Genomic DNA, 19727 nt, shown 5'->3' with positions numbered 1-19727 from the left:
AGGCGCGAGTGTCGCGCACGATGGAAGTGTGCAGATGAGCAGCGATCGGCTGGTCGGCGCGCCGCGACCGCATACCGCACCGGTGGCGCAGTGGTGGGTGCTGACTCGGCGGGTGATCCGGCCCTTGTGGCGCAACGGTGAACTGTTCACCGCTGTGCTGGCGCCGACGCTGTTCACCCTCGGCTTCTACACGCCGCTGAATCTGGTGATGTCCGTCTACGGCCACGGGCTGAGCAGTTATGCGCAGTTCCTGATGCCGATGATCGTGATGCAGGCGGTCGCCTTCTGTGCGATCTCGGCCGCCTTCCGCTCGGCCACCGATGCCGAGGACGGCCTCGATGAGCGGTTCGGGTCGATGCCGATGCCCGCGGTGACGCCGCTGGCTGCGCGGGTCACCGCGGCGCTGTATCGGGCGTTGATCGCTTTGTCGGCGGCGCTGGTCTCCGGGCATGTCATCGGGTTCAGATTCTATGGAGGCTGGTGGCACACACTGGGTTTCCTCGGCTACGCGTTGTTGATCTCCTTGGCGCTGTGTCTCGGCGCGGACCTGCTCGGCAGCCTCGTCAAGAGCCCGGAGGCGACCGCCCAGGCGCTGATCCTCCCGCAGCTGATCCTCGGCATGGTGTCGACGGGCTTTGCGCCCGCCCACCAATTCCCGGCCTGGATACAGGGTTTCGCGCGTAACCAGCCGGTGTCGCAATTCGTGAACGGGCTGCGCGCGCTGGCGAGTGACTCGACACCCAATGCGGGCGCGGTGGACTGGTCGACGCTCGGGCCGCCGCTGGCGTGGGCGCTCGGTCTTGCCGTGGTGTTCGGTGGCGCGGCCACGATCGTGGCGATGCGGAGGTCGGTATGACCTCCGCGCCGACGCAGGTGGTGGCATTGACAAAGGTGGCAGGCGCCACCGAGACCTGGCGACTGTTTCTGCCGCAGACGATGATTCAGACCAAACGGCTGCTGATGCGATGGCGGCGAGATCCGCTGACCGTCGTCCAGTCGCTTGTCTTCCCCGCGCTGCTGCTGATCATGCTCAACACTGTTCTCGGTCGTCAGATTTCGTCGTTCGCCGGCTCCAGTGCGCTGTACGGATCGGTGCCGATGGTCGCGCTGGTCGGTGTGATGTCGGGGTCGGTGGCCGGCGCCATCACCCTCGGCAGGGAACGAGACCAAGGACTGCTGGCCCGGTTCTGGGTGCTGCCGGTGCACCGCGCCTCGGGGCTTGCGGCACGGATCGTGGCCGAGGGCGTGCGCATCCTGTCGTGCACGCTGGTGTTGTTCGCGGTCGGTGTGGCGCTCGGGTTCCGGTTCGAGCGCGGGGTGGCGGCCGGTTTCGCGCTGTTCGGTGTACCGATGCTGTTCGGGCTCGCGTTCGCGACGGTGGTTACCGCCGTTGCGGTGTTCAGTGCGAAAGCCGCTCTGGTGGAGGCAGTTTCGCTGGGATCATCGCTCATGATGTTCTTCTGCACCGGGTTCGTGCCGCTGACCGCCTATCCGGCGTGGGCGCAACCGATCGTCGAGCACCAACCGATGACCTACGCCATCGATGCGATGCGCGGACTGTCGCTCGGCGGCCCCGTGCGCACGCCGTTACTGGCGACCATTGCCTGGTCGGTCGGCGCGATCGTGGTGTTCGCGATCCCGGCCGCGCTCGGCTACCGGCGCGCCAGCCGCGCTTAGTGCCCCAGCGGCACTCAGGTGAGTGGGTGGCCGCGGCGTTGGTAGTGCGATTCAAACAAACGGAACATGTGTTCTCTATACTGGTCCCATGCCACGTCTCACACCAGGCTATCGCGATGCACGTCGGCGTCAGATCATCGATGCTGCCAGGCGCTGTTTCACACGTTCGGGATTCCAGGCCACGTCGATGCAGGACATCTTCACTGAATCCGGGTTGTCCGCTGGCGCGGTATACGGCTACTTCACCAGCAAGGAAGCCTTGGTTGCCGCGATCATCGAGGAGGTTGTCGCCGAGATCACCGCCGGATTCGACGACGTACTGAACAACGAGGCCCTCCCGCCGCTCCCGGAGGTTCTGGAACGACTGTTCACGGCGTTGGACAAACAGGACACCCGGCGAGAGTTCGCGGCCTTGGTGGTGCAGGTGTGGGCAGAGGCAGTGCGCAATCCGATACTCGGCGCGACGCTTGCCGGAAGCTATCGCACGATGCGTGAGAAGTTCGTTCGACTGGTCAAGCGGTTTCAGCAGGAGGGGCAGCTCGATCCGGCGGCGAAACCGGGCGACGTCGCGCGCGTACTCACCACATTCGGTCCCGCCTTCCTGTTTCAGCAGGCACTGCTGGACGGCGTCGGCGCGAAGGCGTTCAGCAGGGGAGTGCACCCGCTGCTACTCGCCCCGCAAACCGTCGGATCACGGCGCGGGGACGAGTAGACAGTCGGTAGCGTTCGGCCGGGCGGCGAGGCCCCCGAGACCGTCTACGTCGATTCGTCACGAAGTCGGGCCGTGATCAGCCAGCCCCTGCCCGTACCGTCACGTTCCGGGTCGAACGCGGGAGGCACCGGCCGCTTGTAGGACCGGGAGAGCGTCCGGATGTCGCGTATGAAAGGTTCCCAACCGTGTTCGCCGAACCAGGCGCCGAGATCGCCGGCGGGTCCACCGCGCCACAGTCGAACCAGCTCGTCCGAGATGGCTGCCCGCGCCTCGCGCAGCAGCGGTGAGTCCTCGGTGTGGTCGGCCGCCAGTTCGCTTCCGGGAGCCGACAGTTCGGTGATGCGTGCCAGCAGCAGGTCGGCAGCATCGGCCGGCAGAGCGTACAGGATGCCTTCGGCCAGCCATATCGTCGGCACGTCCACCTGAAAACCGGCCTCCCGCAATACCTTCGGCCAGTCCTCTCGAAGGTCGGCCGCCACCTCCATGTGCGGGCATCGCGACACCGCACCACTGCCGACAAGCGCGTCGCGTTTGAAGGCAAACACCGCGCTGAAGTCGATCTCGAACAACCGCGTATCACTGGGCCAGTCCAGCCGATACGGGCGGGTGTCCATACCTGAGGCGAGCAACACCACCTGCACACACACATCGCCGGCAGCGTCGAGCAGTACCTCGTCGAAAAAGCGAGTCCGTACCGCCACCTGCCCCGCCATCAGCTCAACAAGACTCATCCCGCCGGCCGGCGCCGCCGGATTCGTGCCCCAGCCGTGACCGGCTGCGTCGAGAAAACACTGCGCGTACGGATCCTGGAACAACCGATCCGAGCGCTCGTGCTCCATTGCCCGCAGCGCGGCCACTGCCAGTGATGTCGCCCCGATGCCTCGCAATGCCGCCGCTCCCCGTCGCCCGTGCGTCATATCCACCACTCCTTCTAGCAAAACGATTGGTGATTCTGTTTACATCGTTGCCTTCGACGTGTCTGCTGTCAAACAGAACTATCATTCTGATTGATGGCGGCTGGCGATCTACTTGAGCCATACGTCTACCGTCATCGCGGTCACGCCGAGATCGGTAGTCAACCGCTCGTGCGCCCAGGTTCGGTGCGTACGAGCACAATCCCCGCACGCACCGCCACTCGCTACGACATCGACAGCGGCATGACATCTCCGCGTTCGCCGTGTTGGTGATGTGGGAGACGGCCTTTGGGTGCCGACATCGCCTGGATCCCGTCGAGGATCCAACCGGCGGCACGGCAGGCGCTCATCGGCACCGTGGGCGCGAAGGCAACATAAAACGAACAGTCGTTCTTGACAGAGAGTCGTCACGCTGTCACTGTTGACTGGACAAAAAGAACAATGATTCGGTTTATGGAAAAGGGTTCTAATGACTGTCATGCGGCGGCGCGCGGTCGCGGTGGGTCTGGCCGCCACCGTGCTTCAGGGAGTGATGCTGATCGCCTTCGCCTGGCCCGCTTCCAACCTCGAGCCACGGGACGTGCCTGTCGCCGTCGCCGGCCCGCAGGCCGCCGCTGTCGCCGCCCACCTGAGCCGGCGCCATCCCGACGCGTTCGAGATCGTTACCGTCGCCGATGCGGCAGGGGCTCGCCAGGTGATTGCCGACCGCGGAGTGTACGGCGCGATCGTCACCGGCGCGCCGAGCGGTGAGGGTGGGCCACATGTGCTGATCGCGTCAGCAGCGAGTCCGTCGGTCGCACAGCAACTGACTCGTATCGCCCAGCAGCTATCGGGGGCATCGGCCGCATCGGTCGAGGACGTGGTGGGCACCGATCCCGATGATCCGAACGGCGGCGGCTTCGCGGCCATGACCCTGCCGCTGGTTGTTTCCAGCCTGGCGGTCGGATATCTGCTCGCGCTTGTCGTTCCGTCGATGCGAGCGCGCCTGGTGGGGCTGGCGACCTATGCGGTAGCGGCGGGATTGTCGAGTACGGCGATCGTCGCAGGTTGGCTGTCGCTGCTGCCCGGCCCGTACTTCGTTCTCGCAGCAGTGATCGGGCTGATCTCGTTCGCCGTGTCCGCGACTATCGTCGCGTTCGGCGCCGTGGCCGGGCGGGTCGGCCTGGGCATCGCCGGCCTGACCTTTCTGTTGCTGGGCAACCCTCTCTCGGCGGCGTCGACGGGCCCGGAGATGCTTCCGCGGCCGTGGGGCGCGCTGGGCCAGTTGCTTCCACCGGGCGCTGGTGCGTCCTTGCTGCGCTCGGCGGCGTTCTTCGATAGCGCCGGTGCGGCAGGACCGATAGCGATCCTGCTGGCCTGGGCAGTCACAGCGTCAACGGTCCTCGCCCTCGGCACTTTTCGTACCCGTCGGTTCGCGTCGACGCCCGCAACCGAACCGGTCTCGGCCGCCTGAGCCGTGCCGTCCGTCTCGCCGCACACCAACCGGGCTTGGGATTACCCGGCGAAGGATGTGAAGGCGGACGTGCGCTGCTCTCGCGACTCGAACTCGCTAGTACTCCAGCAGCACTTAGTTATATTGTGCGGTAACCTCTTTCGTTGTGGTGATCGATGAGGATCTGGCTGCGTGGGTGGCTGGGCTGGATGATCTGTTCGGGCGGGTGGCGGGGCGGTTTTATCGGGCCGAGCCGAGGTTGCGGGCGCGGGCGTATGTGCGGGGGCTGCTGGCGCCGTTGGCGGGTAAGAATGGGTGGACGTTGGCCGAAGCCGCTGGTGACGGGACTCCGCACGGGATGCAGCGGCTGCTGAACAGAGCGGCGTGGGATGTCGGCGGGGTGCGTGATGATGTGCGCGCGTATGCCGTCGAGCACCTCGGCGATCGGGATGGCGTGCTAGTCGTGGACGAGACGGGTTTCCTCAAGAAGGGCGTGAAATCGGTTGGGGTGCAACGCCAATACTCCGGAACGGCAGGGCGGATCGAGAACTGTCAGCTGGGTGTGTTCTGTGCTTACACCACCGGAAAAGGGCGCACGCTGATCGACGGGGAGTTGTATCTGCCCAAGTCGTGGACCGAGGACCGGCAACGCTGCCGTACGGCCGGCGTACCCGACGAAGTCGAGTTCGCCACCAAGGCAACATTGGCGAAGCAGATGCTCGCTCGCGCGCTCGATGCCGGGGTGCCGGCGCGGTGGGTGACCGCCGATGAGGCATACGGCGGGGACTCGAAGTTCCGGTCCTGGCTCGAAAACCGCCGCATCGGCTATGTGGTGGCGGTGCCGTGCAGTCAGGCCATCCCCGTCACCGCGGGCAGCACGCGCGCGGATTACCTTGTCGCACAAGCACCTTCACAGGCGTGGAAACGCCGAAGCTGCGGCGAGGGCGCCAAGGGGCCACGCCTGTTCGACTGGGCCGTGGCCACCCTTCCCACCTACCACGACACCACCGCGCCGGGCTGGATCCGCTGGGTGCTGGCGCGGCGCGCCTTGACACCGAACACTAAAGGTGAGCTGGAAATCGCCTACCACCTGTGCTGCGCACCTACCGGCACCACCGACGACGAACTGATCCGAGTGGCCGGGGCACGTTGGGCCGTGGAGGACTGCTTCCAAACCGCCAAGACCGAGGTCGGGCTCGACCAATACCAGGTCCGCCGCTACGACGCCTGGTACCGCCACGTCACCCTCGCGATGCTCGCCCACACCTACCTCGCAGTCACCGCCGCTATCTCCCCAAAAGTGTTGGCAGCGGCCTCATCTCACTCACATTCGGTGAAGTCCGACGTCTTCTGGCACACCTGATCACCACTACCAAGACCCTCGAACAGATCTGGCACTGGTCGATCTGGCGCCGACGCCACCAATACCGGGCCAAACAAGCCCACTACCAGCGACGACACTCCTTATATAACTAAGTGCTGCTGGAGTACTAGCACTGCAACGGCACTCGGGTGAGCGGGTGGCCGCGGCGTCGGTAGTGGATAACGGGCTGGGTGTTGTCGGCGGCGTCGCCACCTGGCCAGGACCAGATGTGGTCGGCGAGGTGGTGTCGGGTCAGGAAGAACGCGATCGGTAGTCGACGGATCTTCGGTATGACGAGCGCGATCACGCCGTCATCGAGTGCGCTGGTTCCCCTTTTGTAGCAACGGTTTTCGAGGTTGCGAGCCAGGCCGGGGCGAATCAAACTCCGCCACAACACGATCCAACACCACACAACAGCTCTACCAGCACCGACTCACACAGGTGCCGTTGCAGTATCAGCGCATTTTCGCCGCGGCCTCGTTGATGAGGGCGATAGAGTCCCGCGGGCTCAGGGCCATGGCGCGCAACTGGTCGAAGATCACGCCGAAGCGGCGGATTTCGGTGTGACCCTCGATCAGCTCGTCGCCCGCGATGCCTTCCACGTACACCAGTTCCGGGTCGGCCGGGTTGGGGAAGTCCAGCAGCGTGAAGGATCCGGCCATACCGGGGTGCGCGCCCGCTCCGAACGGCAGGATCTGCAAGATCACGTTCTTCTTCTTGATCTCCTCGAGCAGCCGCATGAGCTGGCCGTTCATGACCTCGGGTCCACCGACCATCCGGCGGATCGCGGCTTCGTCGAGGACCACCCATAGTTCGAGCGGATCGGTCTTGGTCAGTACCGCGGCCCGGTCCAGCCTGGCCCTGGCGCGGCGTTCCAATGCCGATGCCTCCAGCTTCGGCATGGAGGTATCGATGACCGCGATGGCGTATTGCTCGGTCTGCAAAAGCCCTGGGATGAACGAGGTTTGGTAGTGCCTGGCCGAGAGCGCCTCTGATTCGAAGTTGATATAGGCGGCGTACACGTCGGTCAGGCTGGCCTCGTACGGCCGCGACATGCCGGGCTTGAGCGCGTCCGACAGCAACTCCAGCGCGTCCTCGCGCTGCTGCTCGGTGACGCCGTACAGGTCGAGCATCGCCATCAGGGTGCGTCGCTGTGGGCGAGCCTGAGCGGTCTCGATGCGGTACAGCGTGGTGATGTTGATCCCGGTCTTGCTGCTGACTTCCTCTTTGCTGAGACCGGACTGTTCGCGCATATCGAACAGCAGCACCGAGAGTCGGCGCAGTCCCGCAGTCAGGACCGTCCGCTTGCCTGCCATGACATCTACCCTTTCGCCGGGCGTCCTACTCGGAACGCACTACTGCGTTCGCACATCGGTAAGAGTCCACCCAGTCCAGCAGATCCACACCGAGAGTGTGGTCATTTCGGCCGAGCTTACCGCCACCGATCCTGCTAGTCGTGCGCCGACAGTTCCAGGCTGGCGGGTATTGCCGCGAACGCGCCGTGGAGACGCTCGATGAGGGTCTTACGCCCGCCTTCCCCGTCGTTGCGGACCCAGTCCCTGCCCGCGACGCTCCATGCGGAGGTGGTCAGCTCGGCGAGGATGTGGAGTCGCAGGTCATCGGTGTCCAGTTCGAGTTTGCTTGCCAGGCAGGCGATTACCTCCTGCTGGACGCCGGTGCGGTAGTACTCCACATGGGCGAGCAGGGCGGGCGCGGTCCGGACCAGCCGCCGAGTGGCGATATAGCGACGGTCCCAGTCCGGCTCGAGCGTGGTGGCCGCCTCGGTCAGTGCATCACGCAGATCGCTGATGAGGATGCCGGACAACTCGCGATCCGCCAGTGTCGCAAGGTAATTCGACCAGATCTCGGTTTCGGCCTCGATCGCTACCGCTTCTTTGGCAGGAAAAGCGCGGAAGAACGTGCTGCGCGACACTTCTGCCTCGTCGACCAATTCCTCCAATGTGGTTGCGTCGAAACCTTTGTCGGTGAACAACCGCAGCGCTGCGTCGGCGAGCGCGCGGCGGGTGCGTAGTCGCTTGCGCTCGCGAAGAGGCAGTGCGCGGTCGCCGGTCGTGGTCATGCTCGAATGCTACCGCAGTTGGTTCTCCTGCACGAAACAAACTGAGTTCCATATAGGACTTGCGCACGAATGGAACTAAGTGTCAGAATGGCGTCACAACGAGGAACCACCCGATCAAGGAGCTCGACATGACCGCAACCGCACTGACCCCGTCGATCATCGGCCAGGTCGAGAAGCACCACACAGCGATCCTGAACCGTGTGCTGGCAGGCACCACGCTCGACGAGAAGCGGTGGATCACGCTGAATCAAGCGGCGGCCGCGGGTGCTCCCGTCGGGCGGGCCGCGCACATTGTCCGCGTCGCCGGTATGACGCAGTGGGTACCTGCCGCGGTCGAGGCGGCATTGAACGCGCTGGTCGAGACGGGACTCATCGCCGAATTGCCCGATGCGCGGGTAAGGGTCACCGAGGCGGGGCGTGCACTGGTCGCCAAGGTGCGCGCCGAATCCGGTGCGATCGTCTCCCGTGCCTATGGTGTCGTTTCGGCCGAGGATCTGGCCACCGCGGCCCGTGTGCTGACCACCATCACCAGTCGGCTCTCGGAAGAATTGGCGCCCGCCTGAAGGAATCCTCACGGCTCGGTGGGTCCGCGGGATCCACCGAGCCGTTCATGGCAACATCGACCCGCCTGGACTCGGTCCACCAGCGCCGCTGCGAAGGTCGCGGCGCTGAGCAACGCCTCGCTGCCGGCGAGCAAACCTGCCCGACAGGCTTCAAAGATGAGCTGGCCTGCCTCCGAGTGCGGTCACGGTTTCGTGTTCCAGCACTTCGCTCGCCACCCGCTCACCCGAGCGAATGGCTCCGTCGACCCAACCGCACATGACGGCAGAGCTCTCGGTTCCGGCCCAGTGGATGCGGCCGCAAGGTTCGCGCAGGGCATGACCGAACTGTGTAAGTACACCGGTTGGTGCGTGACTGAGCATCCCGCCACCGGAATAGCGCTCGGCACTCCAGTTCTGCTCGATGTAGTCGACGGGGGAGCGGGCCTTGTCGCCGAACCGCTCGGCGAGGGCATCGAGGATCGCCGCCCTCCGCTCGGCCTCGTCGAGTTGTCCGATCTGCCGCGCGATGGGCCCCTCGGTGATGACGCACATGACCCCGGGTCGCCCGGTGTCCGTGCAGGCATCGATGGTGACGGTTGCGGGCGATCCTGGTGCGGCCGACTGCCCCGACAGCCCGTCGCGACGCCAGAACGGCTCGTCGTATAGGGCGGCAATCTTGAAGATCGCACCGCTCGGCATCCGCTGATGCAGGAACGATCGATCGACCGGCAGCATCGGCTCGTACCGGATCTGGCTTGCGATCGCCAAGGGAACTGCCACGATCACCCGGCGTGCGCGCACGGTCAACTTGTCGGAGCGCACCGTCACCCCGTCGGCATCCTGATGGATGTCCCGGACCGGCTGCGACAGCTGGATCGAGTCGCCGATCTCGGCCGCCATCGGCCGGTAGATGGCACCCATGCCGCCGACGGGCCGAGCATCCTCGGCCGCATCCTTGACTCCGAGGACGAAGCTTGGCCCACCCCCCGACGCCATCTGGTACAGCACGAAGAGCAACGACACCTCCGCGGCGGCCGAGGTGTAGCAGCCGGCGATGGCGGTCTCGAGCAGCTCATGGGCGGGCTTGGACAGAGTATTGCTATCCAGCCAATGCGCCAGGGTGATCTGATCCCACTTGTCGGCATTCTTCGCTGTCCACGGAGCTTCGAGAGGAATCGACTTGCTCATACGTCCCAATTCGAGAAACACCGCACCGAGGTTCAGCGCTGCCCAGGGGCTCATCGTCCACGGGATCGTGCCCGTATAGCGGTACTGCTTGCCATCGACCACCATCATGGCCTCACCGTCGGTGTACTGCTTGTAGCTGGGTACGCCGAACTCATTCATCAGTGCATAGATCCGGTCCTGCCCCGGCCCTATCCAGGCGCCACCGCGATCGATCCAGGACCCGTCCTCGCGCACTTCGGTGAACGTGCGCCCGCCGAGTCGGTCCCTGGCTTCCAGCACCGCCACCGATCGACCCGCCTGTTTCAGCCGCAGGGCGGCCGTCAATCCCGCGAATCCCCCACCGACCACGCAATAGTCGACGTCTGTCATGGAGAGCCGTCCTCGTGTTGGAGTTCTGCGCCTGGCCGCTGTGCCGGGCGCATCAGTGGCCGCACCCTCGACACAACGGGCGCGAAATCGCCTTCGATTCGGCCTACTCTCGAATCTGGCAATTCTATAGCAAAGCCGCAGTGCCACAAACCGTTAAACCGAAGAGCGCACCTGTCTTGCATGGCTCCAGGGGGACTAGCAGCCAGTCGAGCTGACCTCGGCATCGCTCCTGAGCTGTCGGTGCTGTGGTTCAAGGGTCTCAGGGCTCCAACGCGAGCGACATCTCGATCTCGAACTGTTCAGGCCAGTCGATGCACTGCTTCCGATTACCGGTTCTGGTGAATCCGTACGCCACCTCGAAGGTGGACCCGAACGTTCCTGGTGGCGACTCGATGAGCGCGGCGAGCCGGACGGCTCGGACGACCGTCCACTCGTTCTGGTCGAGTTGGTGCACGATCATCCGCTGATCCTGCGCGGCCGAGGCGATGACTGCAAAACATTCTTCCTGACTGAATCCGGTCAGCGATGATCGTGCGCCTCATCAGCTGGATGATCCGCAATCGGACCTGCCGCAACCGGCGACGCAACTCGCACCACGAGCAGCTGGACAGGTCACCACGATCGCACCAGCCACCGGCATCGCTTGTCACCAGACGCACGATTCGGTCGGGCGCCTCACCGAAATCACCACCGGCACAGGAGATTGGGTCCGCTACACCCACAATCCGATCCCGCATCCTGACGGTGCGGGAGACCACGAGACGTGCCGCTGATGGGGCCACGGTGTCGTGCAGTCGATCACGCGGGGGCCCGCTCCCGGGTCAGCGCCGCGCGGGCAAGGACGACCCAGATCAGTTGCCGAGTATCGCAGACATCGCCTCACCACCAGGTAGGCGAGAATCGTTGGATCAAGATGGGGCGCAGAGGAATTCATTGGAGTATCTGGCCTTCAGTGGCCGGCTTCGGCGGTGGCCTTCAGGTCCTTCAACCAGGCTTCGAGCCCGGCTCCGAGGAAGGCAGTGGAGGTGGGTACGTCGGCCTCGACCTGTGCGCCGGTCCAGTTCTCTTCGGTGCGCACCAGGACGCCACCGTCGACCTCGGTGAAGTTCCAGACGTGGACGCCGTTGTCGATGCGCAGTCCGTCGCCGATCGCGGGACCGCTCCAGCGGATGCAATTGTTCGGCTGCAGTTGCTGGACGGAGGAAGTGATGACCAGGGTGGTGGCAGGGGTCGTGGGAGTAGCGGGGGCCGGAGTTGTCCATTGAAACTGCGAGCCTTCCCGCAGTGGTCCCTGGTCCACGCGCTTGATGCTCGTGACGGGCTGCTGCCAGGAGGGCCAGTGCTCCACGTCGGTGTGCAGTTCCCAGATGGTGCTCAGCGGCGCGTTGATCAAGGTCTCGGTGCGATACCTGATCTGGGCAGCATCATCGATGCCTGCTCCGTGGCAGGTCAGCGAAGCCGTGGCGGGGGCGGCGGTCGTTGTGACCTGACCGGTCCCGCCGCTACTGATGTCGTTGTTGTCGCCGCTGCACGCGGTGACGGCGGTCAGCGCGACCGCGGCCAGTGGGATCAGGAACCGGACAGTGCGCGCACCGGTCCGGCGGCGGATTTGCGGGTTCGACATGGTTGCTCTCCTCGTTCAGGGCCTCGGGCCGACTAACCTTCGAGTTAGTGCTACTCGACTTAGTTAGAAGCTATAATCATGAATCGTGAGTGTCAATAGAGAAAGTGATAGGGTCTAACCGTGGATGCTGAGGAGCCGGAGCGGAGGTGGCTGACGTTGGGAACGAATGGGACGGGTTCGCGGGAGCGTTATCGGACTCGAGTGCGCGAAGAGATCAAGCAGCACGCATGGGAGCAAATCGCCACGGCAGGTGTGTCCGCGCTGTCGCTCAACGCGATCGCCAAACGTGTGGGCATGAGCGGCCCCGCCCTGTACCGGTACTTCGCCAGTCGCGACGAGTTGATCTCCGAACTTATCCGCGACGCCTACCGAAGCCTTGCCGACACTCTGCGGGCAGCGTTCGACTCCGGTGCCGACGTAGCCGAGCTGGCCTACACCGTGCGGGACTGGGCCCTGCATGACCCGCAGCGGTACTTCCTCATCTACGGCACACCTGTCCCCGGCTACCACGCACCCGAGGACACCACCGAGATCTCATCCGAAATCATGACGGTGCTGATCGAAGCTTTCTCCGCGCTGTCCCTGGAAGGGCAAGCGACACCGTTCGACGCCCACCTCGAGAACCATCGCCGATGGGCCAACGGCGACTCGGTGCCGGCCGCGACCCTCCACCGTGCCGTGTCCTTTTGGACCCGACTGCACGGGGTGCTCTCGCTCGAACTCGCTGGCCACTTCTCGGGAATGGAGTTCGACCCGGCCCTCCTGTTCGCTGACGAACTGAACACCCTTCTGGCGCGCTGACCACGACCAAGCAGCGGGCTGTATCTGGGCGATCGCCGCGAATTCGGTCGCGCGCGCGAGTTGCCGCGTCGCGGTCTCTTAGCGTCGACGAAATGCCTCGCTGTCCGGTCACCATCGGCGCGTTCGGGGTGTCGGCTGGGTACGTGGGCTAACCCGTATCGGCGATGGCCCGAGCCAGGTCCGGATGGCCGTGGGGCCCGGCGTGCGGGTCGAATTCGTCAAGGAGGCACTGGCTTTCACCGCAATGATTCGCCGATGGCGAACCTGCTGCTGAGAGTGATGGGCGTCTTCGTCGAGTTCGAGGGAGTCCTGATCCTGGAACACCAGCGCGTTTTGCTGCCAGGTTGCGGTGCAGGTCCGGGGTAGCATGCCGGGTATGACGCCATTCCGGGCGACAGACACTGGCGCCGAACATCTGACCTGCTGGGTTTCGATGGTGGGGCAACGACTTCCGTGCCGCTCATCCGGTCCTGCCGAGCAGTTGCTAGCACACGCACTGAGTGGTTTTCTTGCGGTCGGGCGAGCCAGCCTGGCCTTGCTCACCACAGCGCGCGGACCCGATTGCGTTCGTGGGCACGACCTGGTCTACGAAATTACCGCTGACGCCGAAATGTGGCTGACCGACGCCGCCGGTGAACGGACCGTCAATGTCATCACCGACCGTGGTGAGACGCTGTATGAATTCCTGACCCCGACCGACCTCGACGATCACGCCGCCACCGAGCTGCGACGAGCCGCTCACGCTACCGCGCTGCGGATCTACGGGTTGCTGACCGCCGTCGGGAACGACCCTGCCCATGACTCCGGGGTCCGTGATGTTGCCCATCACATGGCTGCCGGGGCCGATCTCATTGCCAAGGTTTACCACGACAACGAGCCGGAACGACACCTGCTCAGCGAGCTCGAACAATGGGTAGGCGAAAACCTGCGCCTGGGCCCGACTCGATTTCAACGCGTCTGAACAATCCAGCACAGACCAGCCCAGCCGGGGCTGCTCACCCGCCCTGCCCGCCGATCCTTAGTGGCAACCCGCGAAAATCCAACTGTCAGCCTATAGCCAGCCGAGTCGTCGGCTCAGCCATTCAGCTGATACTCGGGCCGTATGGACTTGGTATTGCCTCAGTTTCGGCGACCGTGGCGGCGCTGGTCGGCGGCTGTTGCGGGTCCAGTAACCGGTCAGCGCGCACACGAAGGCGTTGACCGACGTGGTATCGGTGTCGCGGGTTGTGGGGTGCAGACCGGCCGTAGCATGCGAGTGTTCCTCGGTAAGAACGGTGTTCACCAAGACCACCAGCTGGACTACGTGAGCTGACCGCCCTTCAGCTCTCCGCCGCCTCGACCCGGCGCCGGAGCAGGCAGAATTCGTTCCTCTCCGGGTCGGCCAGCACGTGCCACGTTTCGGCGCCGGTCTGGCCGATGTCGACCTTCCGTGCACCCGCGGCGAGCAGCCGCTCCAGTTCCGCGTCCTGATCGCGGTCGGTCGGGTTCACGTCGATGTGCAGCGGCAGTTTCCCGCGCTTCGGCTCGGTGCCGCGGCTGAACACCAGTGTGGGCTGCGGCCCGCCGAAGCCGGTTCCGGGCGGACCGATCTCCAGGGCGCCGTCCTCCCAGCCGAGTTCGACATAGCCGAGGACTTCGCACCAGAAGTCCGCCAGCCGTTGTGGGTCGGCACAGTTGATGACGAGTTCGGTGATCCTGCAGGCCATGCGTGCGACATTACGCGTGCGGGTTGTTCGGGATTGTTCCGAACAGCGTTTCTCCTTGTCAGCGCGGCGAAGCGGTCAATGATGTCGTCACGGACCGCGTGCTTGTAGAGGCAGCGCAGGGAGTTGACAACCGCGTAGGCCACGCCGTGGCCGCCGCGGTCACTGCGGCGGATTGCGTTCGGCGGCGAGGGTGTTGACCAACCGCTCCGAGTCGGTGATGCGCGTTACCAGCGTGCCAGTTCAACCGACCCCAGATGCCCATCCGAGGACATCGAGGATCGCCCGATCGACGATTCGTCCCGGCGTGTCGAGGGTGTGCGCGCCGTAGACGAACCTCGGATCAGCCTTCGCCGGAGGCGGTTCCAGCGTCGGGATCGGCAGGGTTGAACGGTTCCGTGCGCGGGTGCGCTGGGGTGTTATTTGCCGCAGGACCAGCGGGTTCACGTCGCTTGCGCCCATGGACGCCACCCCGTTCGGAGTGTGTTGAAGTTGTTGCGCTGCTGTGGATACGGGCATCAGAAAGGTGTAGGCGCAGCAATGCAGACGCACTCTTGCGTTCTTGCATCTGTAAGAGCATGATCCAGCTAGCCTAGTTTTTAACAACCGATCCGATGACCGGGATAACCGAATCGAGAGCCAATTATGTTGGTACAAAGCGCGTTGGTGTCGGGTGAATTCGGGGTATGGGGATGAGCGCGCCGACGGTAGGGGTGCTGCCGACTGCTCCGCAAATATTGTGTGCCTTCCAAGGACGACGTTTCCAAGATCGTGAATTGCTGCGCTCCGCGCATGCGCTCGCGGAGTTGCACGCGCGACGCGGGCAAGTGCTGGATGCGCATCTGATATCCGAAATCGATTGTCGTCGAAGCGAACTCGTCGACGACATCAATGATTGGATCGCGCAGGAGATCCCGCAGCATCGCAACGGCGCTTCACTGCATACCGAGAGTCTGGGTGCGGTGGTCGACAGGATGGCTCGCGGCTGGGTGGATGCGAACCAGGCGATCGATGTCGATGGTGCGCGCAGCGACAATACCCATAAACATTGGTACCACCTAGCCGAACTAGTTGACGGGTACACTGATCTCGTGACCGACGTGGTCGGGGGCCGCCGCCGTTTGCCCGAGCAGTGAACCGCGCGACCAACGGTCTCGTTCTTGCGACACAGCGAATTGGTGACACTGCCCCAACAGCGTCACTGATGTAAAGGCGACGTCCCGGATGTCGATTCATCCGACCAGTGCGTCCATTCGGATGTTTATGTCGCCAGCAGTGACGGCGGGCGCAACGGGGCGCCCTGCCCGGCGTGCCGCGTGGTCGACTGGCGCGGCACGCCCGCTGTGGATCTGTGTTCGCTGCTACCACTCTCGTTGCAGTACTGCCTGTGCTCGAGCCGTCGCGGCTTGCCTCGCGGCTCGGCGCTGCCTGCGGCGAACGAGGTAGCGACGGATTCTACTGGCGAGCAAGACCACCAGAATCACGCCGATCAGCAGCAGGATGCCCGCGCAGACAGCGGCCGCGATCGGGTAGAAGATGGCGAGGGTGACGATGCCGGCGACGGCGGTGTCCTCGACCACGCTCATCACGATATTGCTTGCAGGCTCCGGCGAGGTATTGATCGCCATTCGCGTGCCTGCCTTGACCAAATGGCTTACCAGCGCGGTGGTTCCACCCACCGCGCCCGCGGCTAGCTGGGGGAGCGAGCCGTCCTGGCCGGCCAGCAGCGCGGCAACGACGGCGCCCGATGCGGGCCGGACGATGGTGTGCAGCGCGTCCCAGAAGGAATCCAGGTACGGGATCTTGTCGGCCACGGCCTCGATGAGAAACAGGACAGCGGCGGCAATCAGCACATCGGTCCGCTGCAGCGCCTCCGGCACGTCGTCGGAGAGGCCGGTGGCGCCGAATATGCCCAACAGGAAGATCACGGCATAGGCATTGACCCCGCTCGCCCAGCCTGCGGTAAAGATCAGAGGAAGTGCTTCCACCTGGTCATCGTAGGGCGATTCGGGCTCGATGCCGCACAGCCTGGGCCGATGCCGCGCAGCTCGGGGTCAACACTGCGCGTTCGGGGTTCGATGCCGTACAAGTTCACCGCCGCCCGGAGGCCCGAGCTCGATGCCGCGTAGTTCTGCTCGACACCGGGCCGATCTGGGCTCGATGCCGTACAGATCGGGAAGAACGCTGTGCGGCTCATGCTCAACGCAGTGCGGCACGGCCCTTCAGGCGACCGAGGGCGACCAAGGCGACCAGCGTCACCAGCAGCAGCAGGCAGGTGCTGGCGGCTGCGTCGAACACCTCGCCGCGGTCGGTGAGCCCGAAGATGGTGACCGGCAATGTCTTCCAGGTTGCGGGGTAAACCATGATCGTCGCGCCCAGCTCGCCCATGGACAGGGCGACTGCCAGACCGGCTGCCGCGTCGAGGGCCGGGAGCAACAAGGGCAGCGTCACCAGCAATAGCACCCGCAACGGTCCCGCGCCGAGCGACTCCGCGGCCTGTCGGTAGGTGGGATCGAGGCGGTCGAGCGCCGCGGTCACGGCGCTGAAAGCGTAGGCGAGCACCAGCACCGAATGAGCCACGATGACAATCCATTTGGTGCCCCCCAGCAGCAGCGGCCGCTCGTTGAACGCGATCAGCACCCCGAGACCGATGGCGACGGAGGGCACCGCAACTGGTAGATGGAACACCGCATCGGTGAACTTTCGCCACCAGTCGGGCGCCTCCCGCGCGGCGAGTGCCGCCCAGGTGCCCAGCACCAGGGCGAGTCCGCCCGCCAATAGAGCGGTCTGCAGGCTCACCGACAAGCTGGCCGCCTCCTGGCCGGACAAGGCCTGCCGGAAGTTCGACAGACCCGGATCCGAGGGCAGCGGACCGGTCCAGCTACCGGCCAGCGCCGCGGCGGCCACGGTGGCAATCGGGGCGAGGAACACCACGAGCACGATGAGTGCGAAGACTGTGAGCACCGTGGCCCGTCCGCGTCGTGTCCACACCAGCATGGGTCAGCGCTCCTTTCTGATCGGTCCGGTGACCCGGGCGAAGATCAACCGATAGCCGATGTACAGACTCAGCGACAGCAGCACCTGCACGGTGGCGAGCACCGCCGCGCCCGGCAGATCGAAGGTCACGATGCCGCGGGTGTAGATCAAGGCGGGCAGCGTTGTCACGCCCTTCGCACCGGTGAACAGCACGATGCCGAACTCGTTGAGCGTCAGCAGAAGTACGAGGCTGCCGCCCGCGGCCAGCGCGGGCCACGCTTCGGGCATGACCACCTGACGCAACACTCGCCATGGCGATGCGCCGAGGCTGGCAGCGACATCCAGTTGCTCGCGCGGCAGCTGGGCGAAACCGGCCAGCAGCGGCCGCACCACGAACGGTGTGAAGAAGGTGATTTCGGCGAGGATCACCCCGAGCGGGGTGCTCAGGAAATCCAGCAGCGGTGTGGTGCGGCCGGTGATCTCGGTGGCAACGGCGTTCACCGCGCCCGCCGTGCCGTACAGGAAGGTGAAGGCCAGCGTGATGAGGAATGACGGCATGGTCAGGATCGTGTCGATCAGGCGGCCGACCAGCGTGGAACCGGGGAAAGGGACGAACGCCAGCACGATCGTCAGGAAGGTGCCGAGGACCAGGCACCCGGCCGTCGAGAAGACCGCAATGGAAATGGTGCGCCACAACGCATCACGGAACGACTCCGAGCCGAGCACCCGCGACCAGACGGCCGTGCCGCGACCTTCCGGGGTCACCGTGGATTCGGCGAGCACCCGCACGATCGGGTACACCGCGATGACCAGGACCACCAGCAGCGGCGGCAGGCTCCAGAGCACCGGCCGCCAGGTGCGCCCCCGTGTGGGCGATGGCGCGGGGACGGTCTCGGCAGGGGAATCGAGGATCCTGCAGGCGCTCATGGTCGCCACCCGACGCCTGCGGTGACCCAGTTCATGGCGGCAGTAGTCGCGAGTCCGAGATCCGGTCCGCTGCATCGTCGCGGGTCCGAGCTCGGTCCAGTCAGAGTTGGGGCACCGGCCGGGTCGGACGCGGGCGCGCCGACCGGCCGGTCCGGGAGCGCGCAGCCCCTCATGCTTGCGCTCCCAGCTCGTCCGCAACGGAATTGCTTGCGGAACTGTCGAATTCGGTTCCGAGTGTCGGTGGGATCAGCACGCCGGCCGGGTCCGGGAACCGGACGCCCAAGACCGCTCCGGCCTCGGTATCGAAGTGGCCGGGTACGTCGACGCTGATCTCGTCGGCGAGTCCGTCGAGCGTCAGACGCACACGCGTGACCGCGCCGCGCCAGACGCTGGAAACCACAGTGCCGCGCACGGCATTGCGCTCCGAAGTCGCGCCGATCTGCACGGTGTGCGGCCGAATGCACAGCAGTGCAGCCGAATCCACTGCCCAACCGGGGCGTCCGACACCCGGCTGCGGCGCATCGGCTCGCAGCGTGTGCGTGCCGACCGTGACGAGAGCCGAGGTGCCGGAGACTCGATTGACGGTGCACGGCACCAGGTTTGCGCCGCCGAGGAAGTCGGCGGTGAACCCGGTGGGCGGGTGCTGCCACAGGTTTTCGGCGGTGTCGATATCGACAAGCCGCGCTTCGCGCATCACCGCGATCCGATTCGCCAGCGCCAACGCTTCGGACTGATCATGGGTGACATACAGCATCGCCGTGTCCGGCAACGCCTTCCGCAACTCCTGGAGCTCGCCGAGCATCGACTGCCGCAGCTGGGCGTCGAGCGCGGCCAGCGGTTCGTCCAGCAGGAGTACCTTCGGTCGGATCGCAAGTGCCCGGGCGATCGCGACGCGCTGCTGCTGGCCACCGGACAGCTCACGGGGCAGGCGCTCGGCGTAGGCGGTCATGCCGACCATGGCAAGTGCCTCGGCTACCCGCCCAGCAATGTCCTTGCGCGGCACGCGATGTGACTTCAAGCCGAAAGCGACATTGCTGTGCACGCTCATATGCGGAAACAGTGCGTAGGACTGCACCACGACGCCGATCCCGCGCTTGGCGGGGGAAAGGTCGGTGACGTCGCGGCCGGACAGCCGTACCGCACCCGAGGTGGGCCGGACGAACCCGGCCAGTGCCTTGAGCGCGGTCGACTTGCCCGAGCCGCTGGGTCCGAGGAGCGCGACCGTCTCCCCGGCGGCGACGCGCAGCGTGAAATCGCTCAGTGCGACGGTGGTCTTGCGGCCGCGGCCGTAGCTGACCCCGACCCGGTCGAACACGATGGCGGGTTCGACGCCGGTGGGCACGGTGGCCGGTGCGGTTGCGATCACGGTGGTGGTCACGGGGGACGATTTCGGGGGCGCGTCACCGTCGGACATGTTGC

At 65.2% G+C, this 19727-nt stretch carries 22 protein-coding genes and 1 pseudogene; 10 read left to right on the top strand and 13 right to left on the bottom strand.

Going from position 1 to position 19727, the window contains the following annotated elements:
- Positions 1-34 precede the first annotated feature (34 nt).
- The 3 genes from OHA42_RS31995 to OHA42_RS31985 all read left to right on the top strand — a co-directional run bounded on the left by OHA42_RS31995 (position 35) and on the right by OHA42_RS31985 (position 2389).
- Positions 35-856: an ABC transporter permease gene (locus OHA42_RS31995; protein WP_406231454.1), complete on the top strand. Its 822-nt coding sequence runs from the start codon at positions 35-37 to the stop codon at positions 854-856.
- Positions 853-1677: an ABC transporter permease gene (locus OHA42_RS31990; RefSeq protein WP_406231453.1), complete on the top strand. Its 825-nt coding sequence runs from the start codon at positions 853-855 to the stop codon at positions 1675-1677. Before OHA42_RS31995 ends, OHA42_RS31990 begins: the two co-directional genes overlap by 4 nt.
- An 88-nt stretch (positions 1678-1765) precedes the next feature.
- Entirely contained in the window at positions 1766-2389 is a 624-nt protein-coding gene (locus OHA42_RS31985; protein ID WP_406231452.1) for a TetR/AcrR family transcriptional regulator, read from the top strand.
- A 44-nt stretch (positions 2390-2433) separates the two neighbouring features.
- Here OHA42_RS31985 and OHA42_RS31980 read toward each other — a convergent pair whose 3' ends face one another.
- Positions 2434-3306 (bottom strand): SAM-dependent methyltransferase, encoded by an 873-nt coding sequence (locus OHA42_RS31980; protein ID WP_406231450.1) that lies wholly within the window; start codon positions 3304-3306, stop codon positions 2434-2436.
- A gap of 466 nt (positions 3307-3772) precedes the next feature.
- Between OHA42_RS31980 and OHA42_RS31975 the strand changes: the two genes are divergently transcribed.
- Both OHA42_RS31975 and OHA42_RS31970 read left to right on the top strand, forming a co-directional pair.
- On the top strand, positions 3773-4756 hold the full coding sequence (locus OHA42_RS31975) for a hypothetical protein (RefSeq protein ID WP_406231448.1): 984 nt from the start codon (positions 3773-3775) through the stop codon (positions 4754-4756).
- Positions 4757-4907: 151 nt separating this feature from the next.
- Positions 4908-6098, top strand: a complete 1191-nt coding sequence (locus tag OHA42_RS31970) for an IS701 family transposase (RefSeq protein WP_406239752.1) — start codon at positions 4908-4910, stop codon at positions 6096-6098.
- Positions 6099-6225: 127 nt separating this feature from the next.
- Here the strand turns inward: OHA42_RS31970 and OHA42_RS31965 are convergent, their stop codons facing one another.
- The 3 genes from OHA42_RS31965 to OHA42_RS31955 form a co-directional block, all read right to left on the bottom strand.
- The gene (locus OHA42_RS31965) at positions 6226-6495 is read right to left on the bottom strand and encodes a hypothetical protein (protein ID WP_406231446.1); all 270 of its coding nucleotides are present in this window, start codon (positions 6493-6495) and stop codon (positions 6226-6228) included.
- A gap of 58 nt (positions 6496-6553) precedes the next feature.
- On the bottom strand, positions 6554-7414 hold the full coding sequence (locus tag OHA42_RS31960; RefSeq protein ID WP_406231444.1) for a helix-turn-helix domain-containing protein: 861 nt from the start codon (positions 7412-7414) through the stop codon (positions 6554-6556).
- Between the two features lie 134 nt (positions 7415-7548).
- Entirely contained in the window at positions 7549-8178 is a 630-nt protein-coding gene (locus OHA42_RS31955; RefSeq protein WP_406231442.1) for a TetR family transcriptional regulator, read from the bottom strand.
- Positions 8179-8306: 128 nt separating this feature from the next.
- On the opposite strand from OHA42_RS31955, the gene OHA42_RS31950 reads away from it, so the two are divergent.
- On the top strand, positions 8307-8741 hold the full coding sequence (locus OHA42_RS31950) for a hypothetical protein (RefSeq protein ID WP_406231440.1): 435 nt from the start codon (positions 8307-8309) through the stop codon (positions 8739-8741).
- 150 nt (positions 8742-8891) lie between these two features.
- On the opposite strand, the gene OHA42_RS31945 is transcribed toward OHA42_RS31950, so the two are convergent.
- From OHA42_RS31945 to OHA42_RS31935, 3 genes are all read right to left on the bottom strand, one after another.
- Complete coding sequence (locus tag OHA42_RS31945) at positions 8892-10277, bottom strand: flavin monoamine oxidase family protein (RefSeq protein ID WP_406239750.1); 1386 nt, start codon at positions 10275-10277, stop codon at positions 8892-8894.
- Between the two features lie 259 nt (positions 10278-10536).
- Positions 10537-10737, bottom strand: a complete 201-nt coding sequence (locus tag OHA42_RS31940) for a hypothetical protein (RefSeq protein ID WP_406231438.1) — start codon at positions 10735-10737, stop codon at positions 10537-10539.
- Between the two features lie 489 nt (positions 10738-11226).
- Positions 11227-11901: an SRPBCC family protein gene (locus OHA42_RS31935; protein WP_406231436.1), complete on the bottom strand. Its 675-nt coding sequence runs from the start codon at positions 11899-11901 to the stop codon at positions 11227-11229.
- A gap of 120 nt (positions 11902-12021) precedes the next feature.
- On the opposite strand from OHA42_RS31935, the gene OHA42_RS31930 reads away from it, so the two are divergent.
- The 3 genes and pseudogenes from OHA42_RS31930 (at position 12022) to OHA42_RS31920 (ending at position 13663) form a co-directional block, all read left to right on the top strand.
- On the top strand, positions 12022-12702 hold the full coding sequence (locus OHA42_RS31930; protein ID WP_406231434.1) for a TetR/AcrR family transcriptional regulator: 681 nt from the start codon (positions 12022-12024) through the stop codon (positions 12700-12702).
- A 199-nt stretch (positions 12703-12901) separates the two neighbouring features.
- Positions 12902-13032: pseudogene (locus OHA42_RS31925) on the top strand (recombinase family protein); the annotation flags it as partial.
- A 46-nt stretch (positions 13033-13078) separates the two neighbouring features.
- Complete coding sequence (locus OHA42_RS31920) at positions 13079-13663, top strand: hypothetical protein (RefSeq protein WP_406231433.1); 585 nt, start codon at positions 13079-13081, stop codon at positions 13661-13663.
- Between the two features lie 358 nt (positions 13664-14021).
- Here OHA42_RS31920 and OHA42_RS31915 read toward each other — a convergent pair whose 3' ends face one another.
- Complete coding sequence (locus tag OHA42_RS31915) at positions 14022-14408, bottom strand: VOC family protein (protein ID WP_406231431.1); 387 nt, start codon at positions 14406-14408, stop codon at positions 14022-14024.
- A 240-nt stretch (positions 14409-14648) separates the two neighbouring features.
- Positions 14649-14867 (bottom strand): hypothetical protein, encoded by a 219-nt coding sequence (locus tag OHA42_RS31910; protein ID WP_406231430.1) that lies wholly within the window; start codon positions 14865-14867, stop codon positions 14649-14651.
- Between the two features lie 314 nt (positions 14868-15181).
- Between OHA42_RS31910 and OHA42_RS31905 the strand changes: the two genes are divergently transcribed.
- Positions 15182-15541, top strand: coding sequence for a DUF4254 domain-containing protein (locus tag OHA42_RS31905; RefSeq protein WP_406239748.1), 360 nt, complete (start codon positions 15182-15184; stop codon positions 15539-15541).
- 225 nt (positions 15542-15766) lie between these two features.
- On the opposite strand, the gene OHA42_RS31900 is transcribed toward OHA42_RS31905, so the two are convergent.
- From OHA42_RS31900 to OHA42_RS31885, 4 genes are all read right to left on the bottom strand, one after another.
- The gene (locus OHA42_RS31900; RefSeq protein ID WP_406231428.1) at positions 15767-16393 is read right to left on the bottom strand and encodes a DUF4126 domain-containing protein; all 627 of its coding nucleotides are present in this window, start codon (positions 16391-16393) and stop codon (positions 15767-15769) included.
- A 211-nt stretch (positions 16394-16604) separates the two neighbouring features.
- Entirely contained in the window at positions 16605-17402 is a 798-nt protein-coding gene (locus OHA42_RS31895; protein ID WP_406231426.1) for an ABC transporter permease subunit, read from the bottom strand.
- A 3-nt stretch (positions 17403-17405) separates the two neighbouring features.
- Positions 17406-18308: a 2-aminoethylphosphonate ABC transporter permease subunit gene (locus OHA42_RS31890; protein WP_406231424.1), complete on the bottom strand. Its 903-nt coding sequence runs from the start codon at positions 18306-18308 to the stop codon at positions 17406-17408.
- Between the two features lie 169 nt (positions 18309-18477).
- Positions 18478-19722 (bottom strand): ABC transporter ATP-binding protein, encoded by a 1245-nt coding sequence (locus OHA42_RS31885; protein ID WP_406231422.1) that lies wholly within the window; start codon positions 19720-19722, stop codon positions 18478-18480.
- Positions 19723-19727: the final 5 nt, after the last annotated feature.

Origin of the sequence: Nocardia sp. NBC_01009 (genome assembly GCF_045208035.1) — a bacterium.
Lineage (GTDB): Bacteria > Actinomycetota > Actinomycetes > Mycobacteriales > Mycobacteriaceae > Nocardia.
The sequence above is the reverse complement of the archived record's forward strand: the minus strand, read 5'-3'. Positions and strand labels throughout refer to the sequence as shown.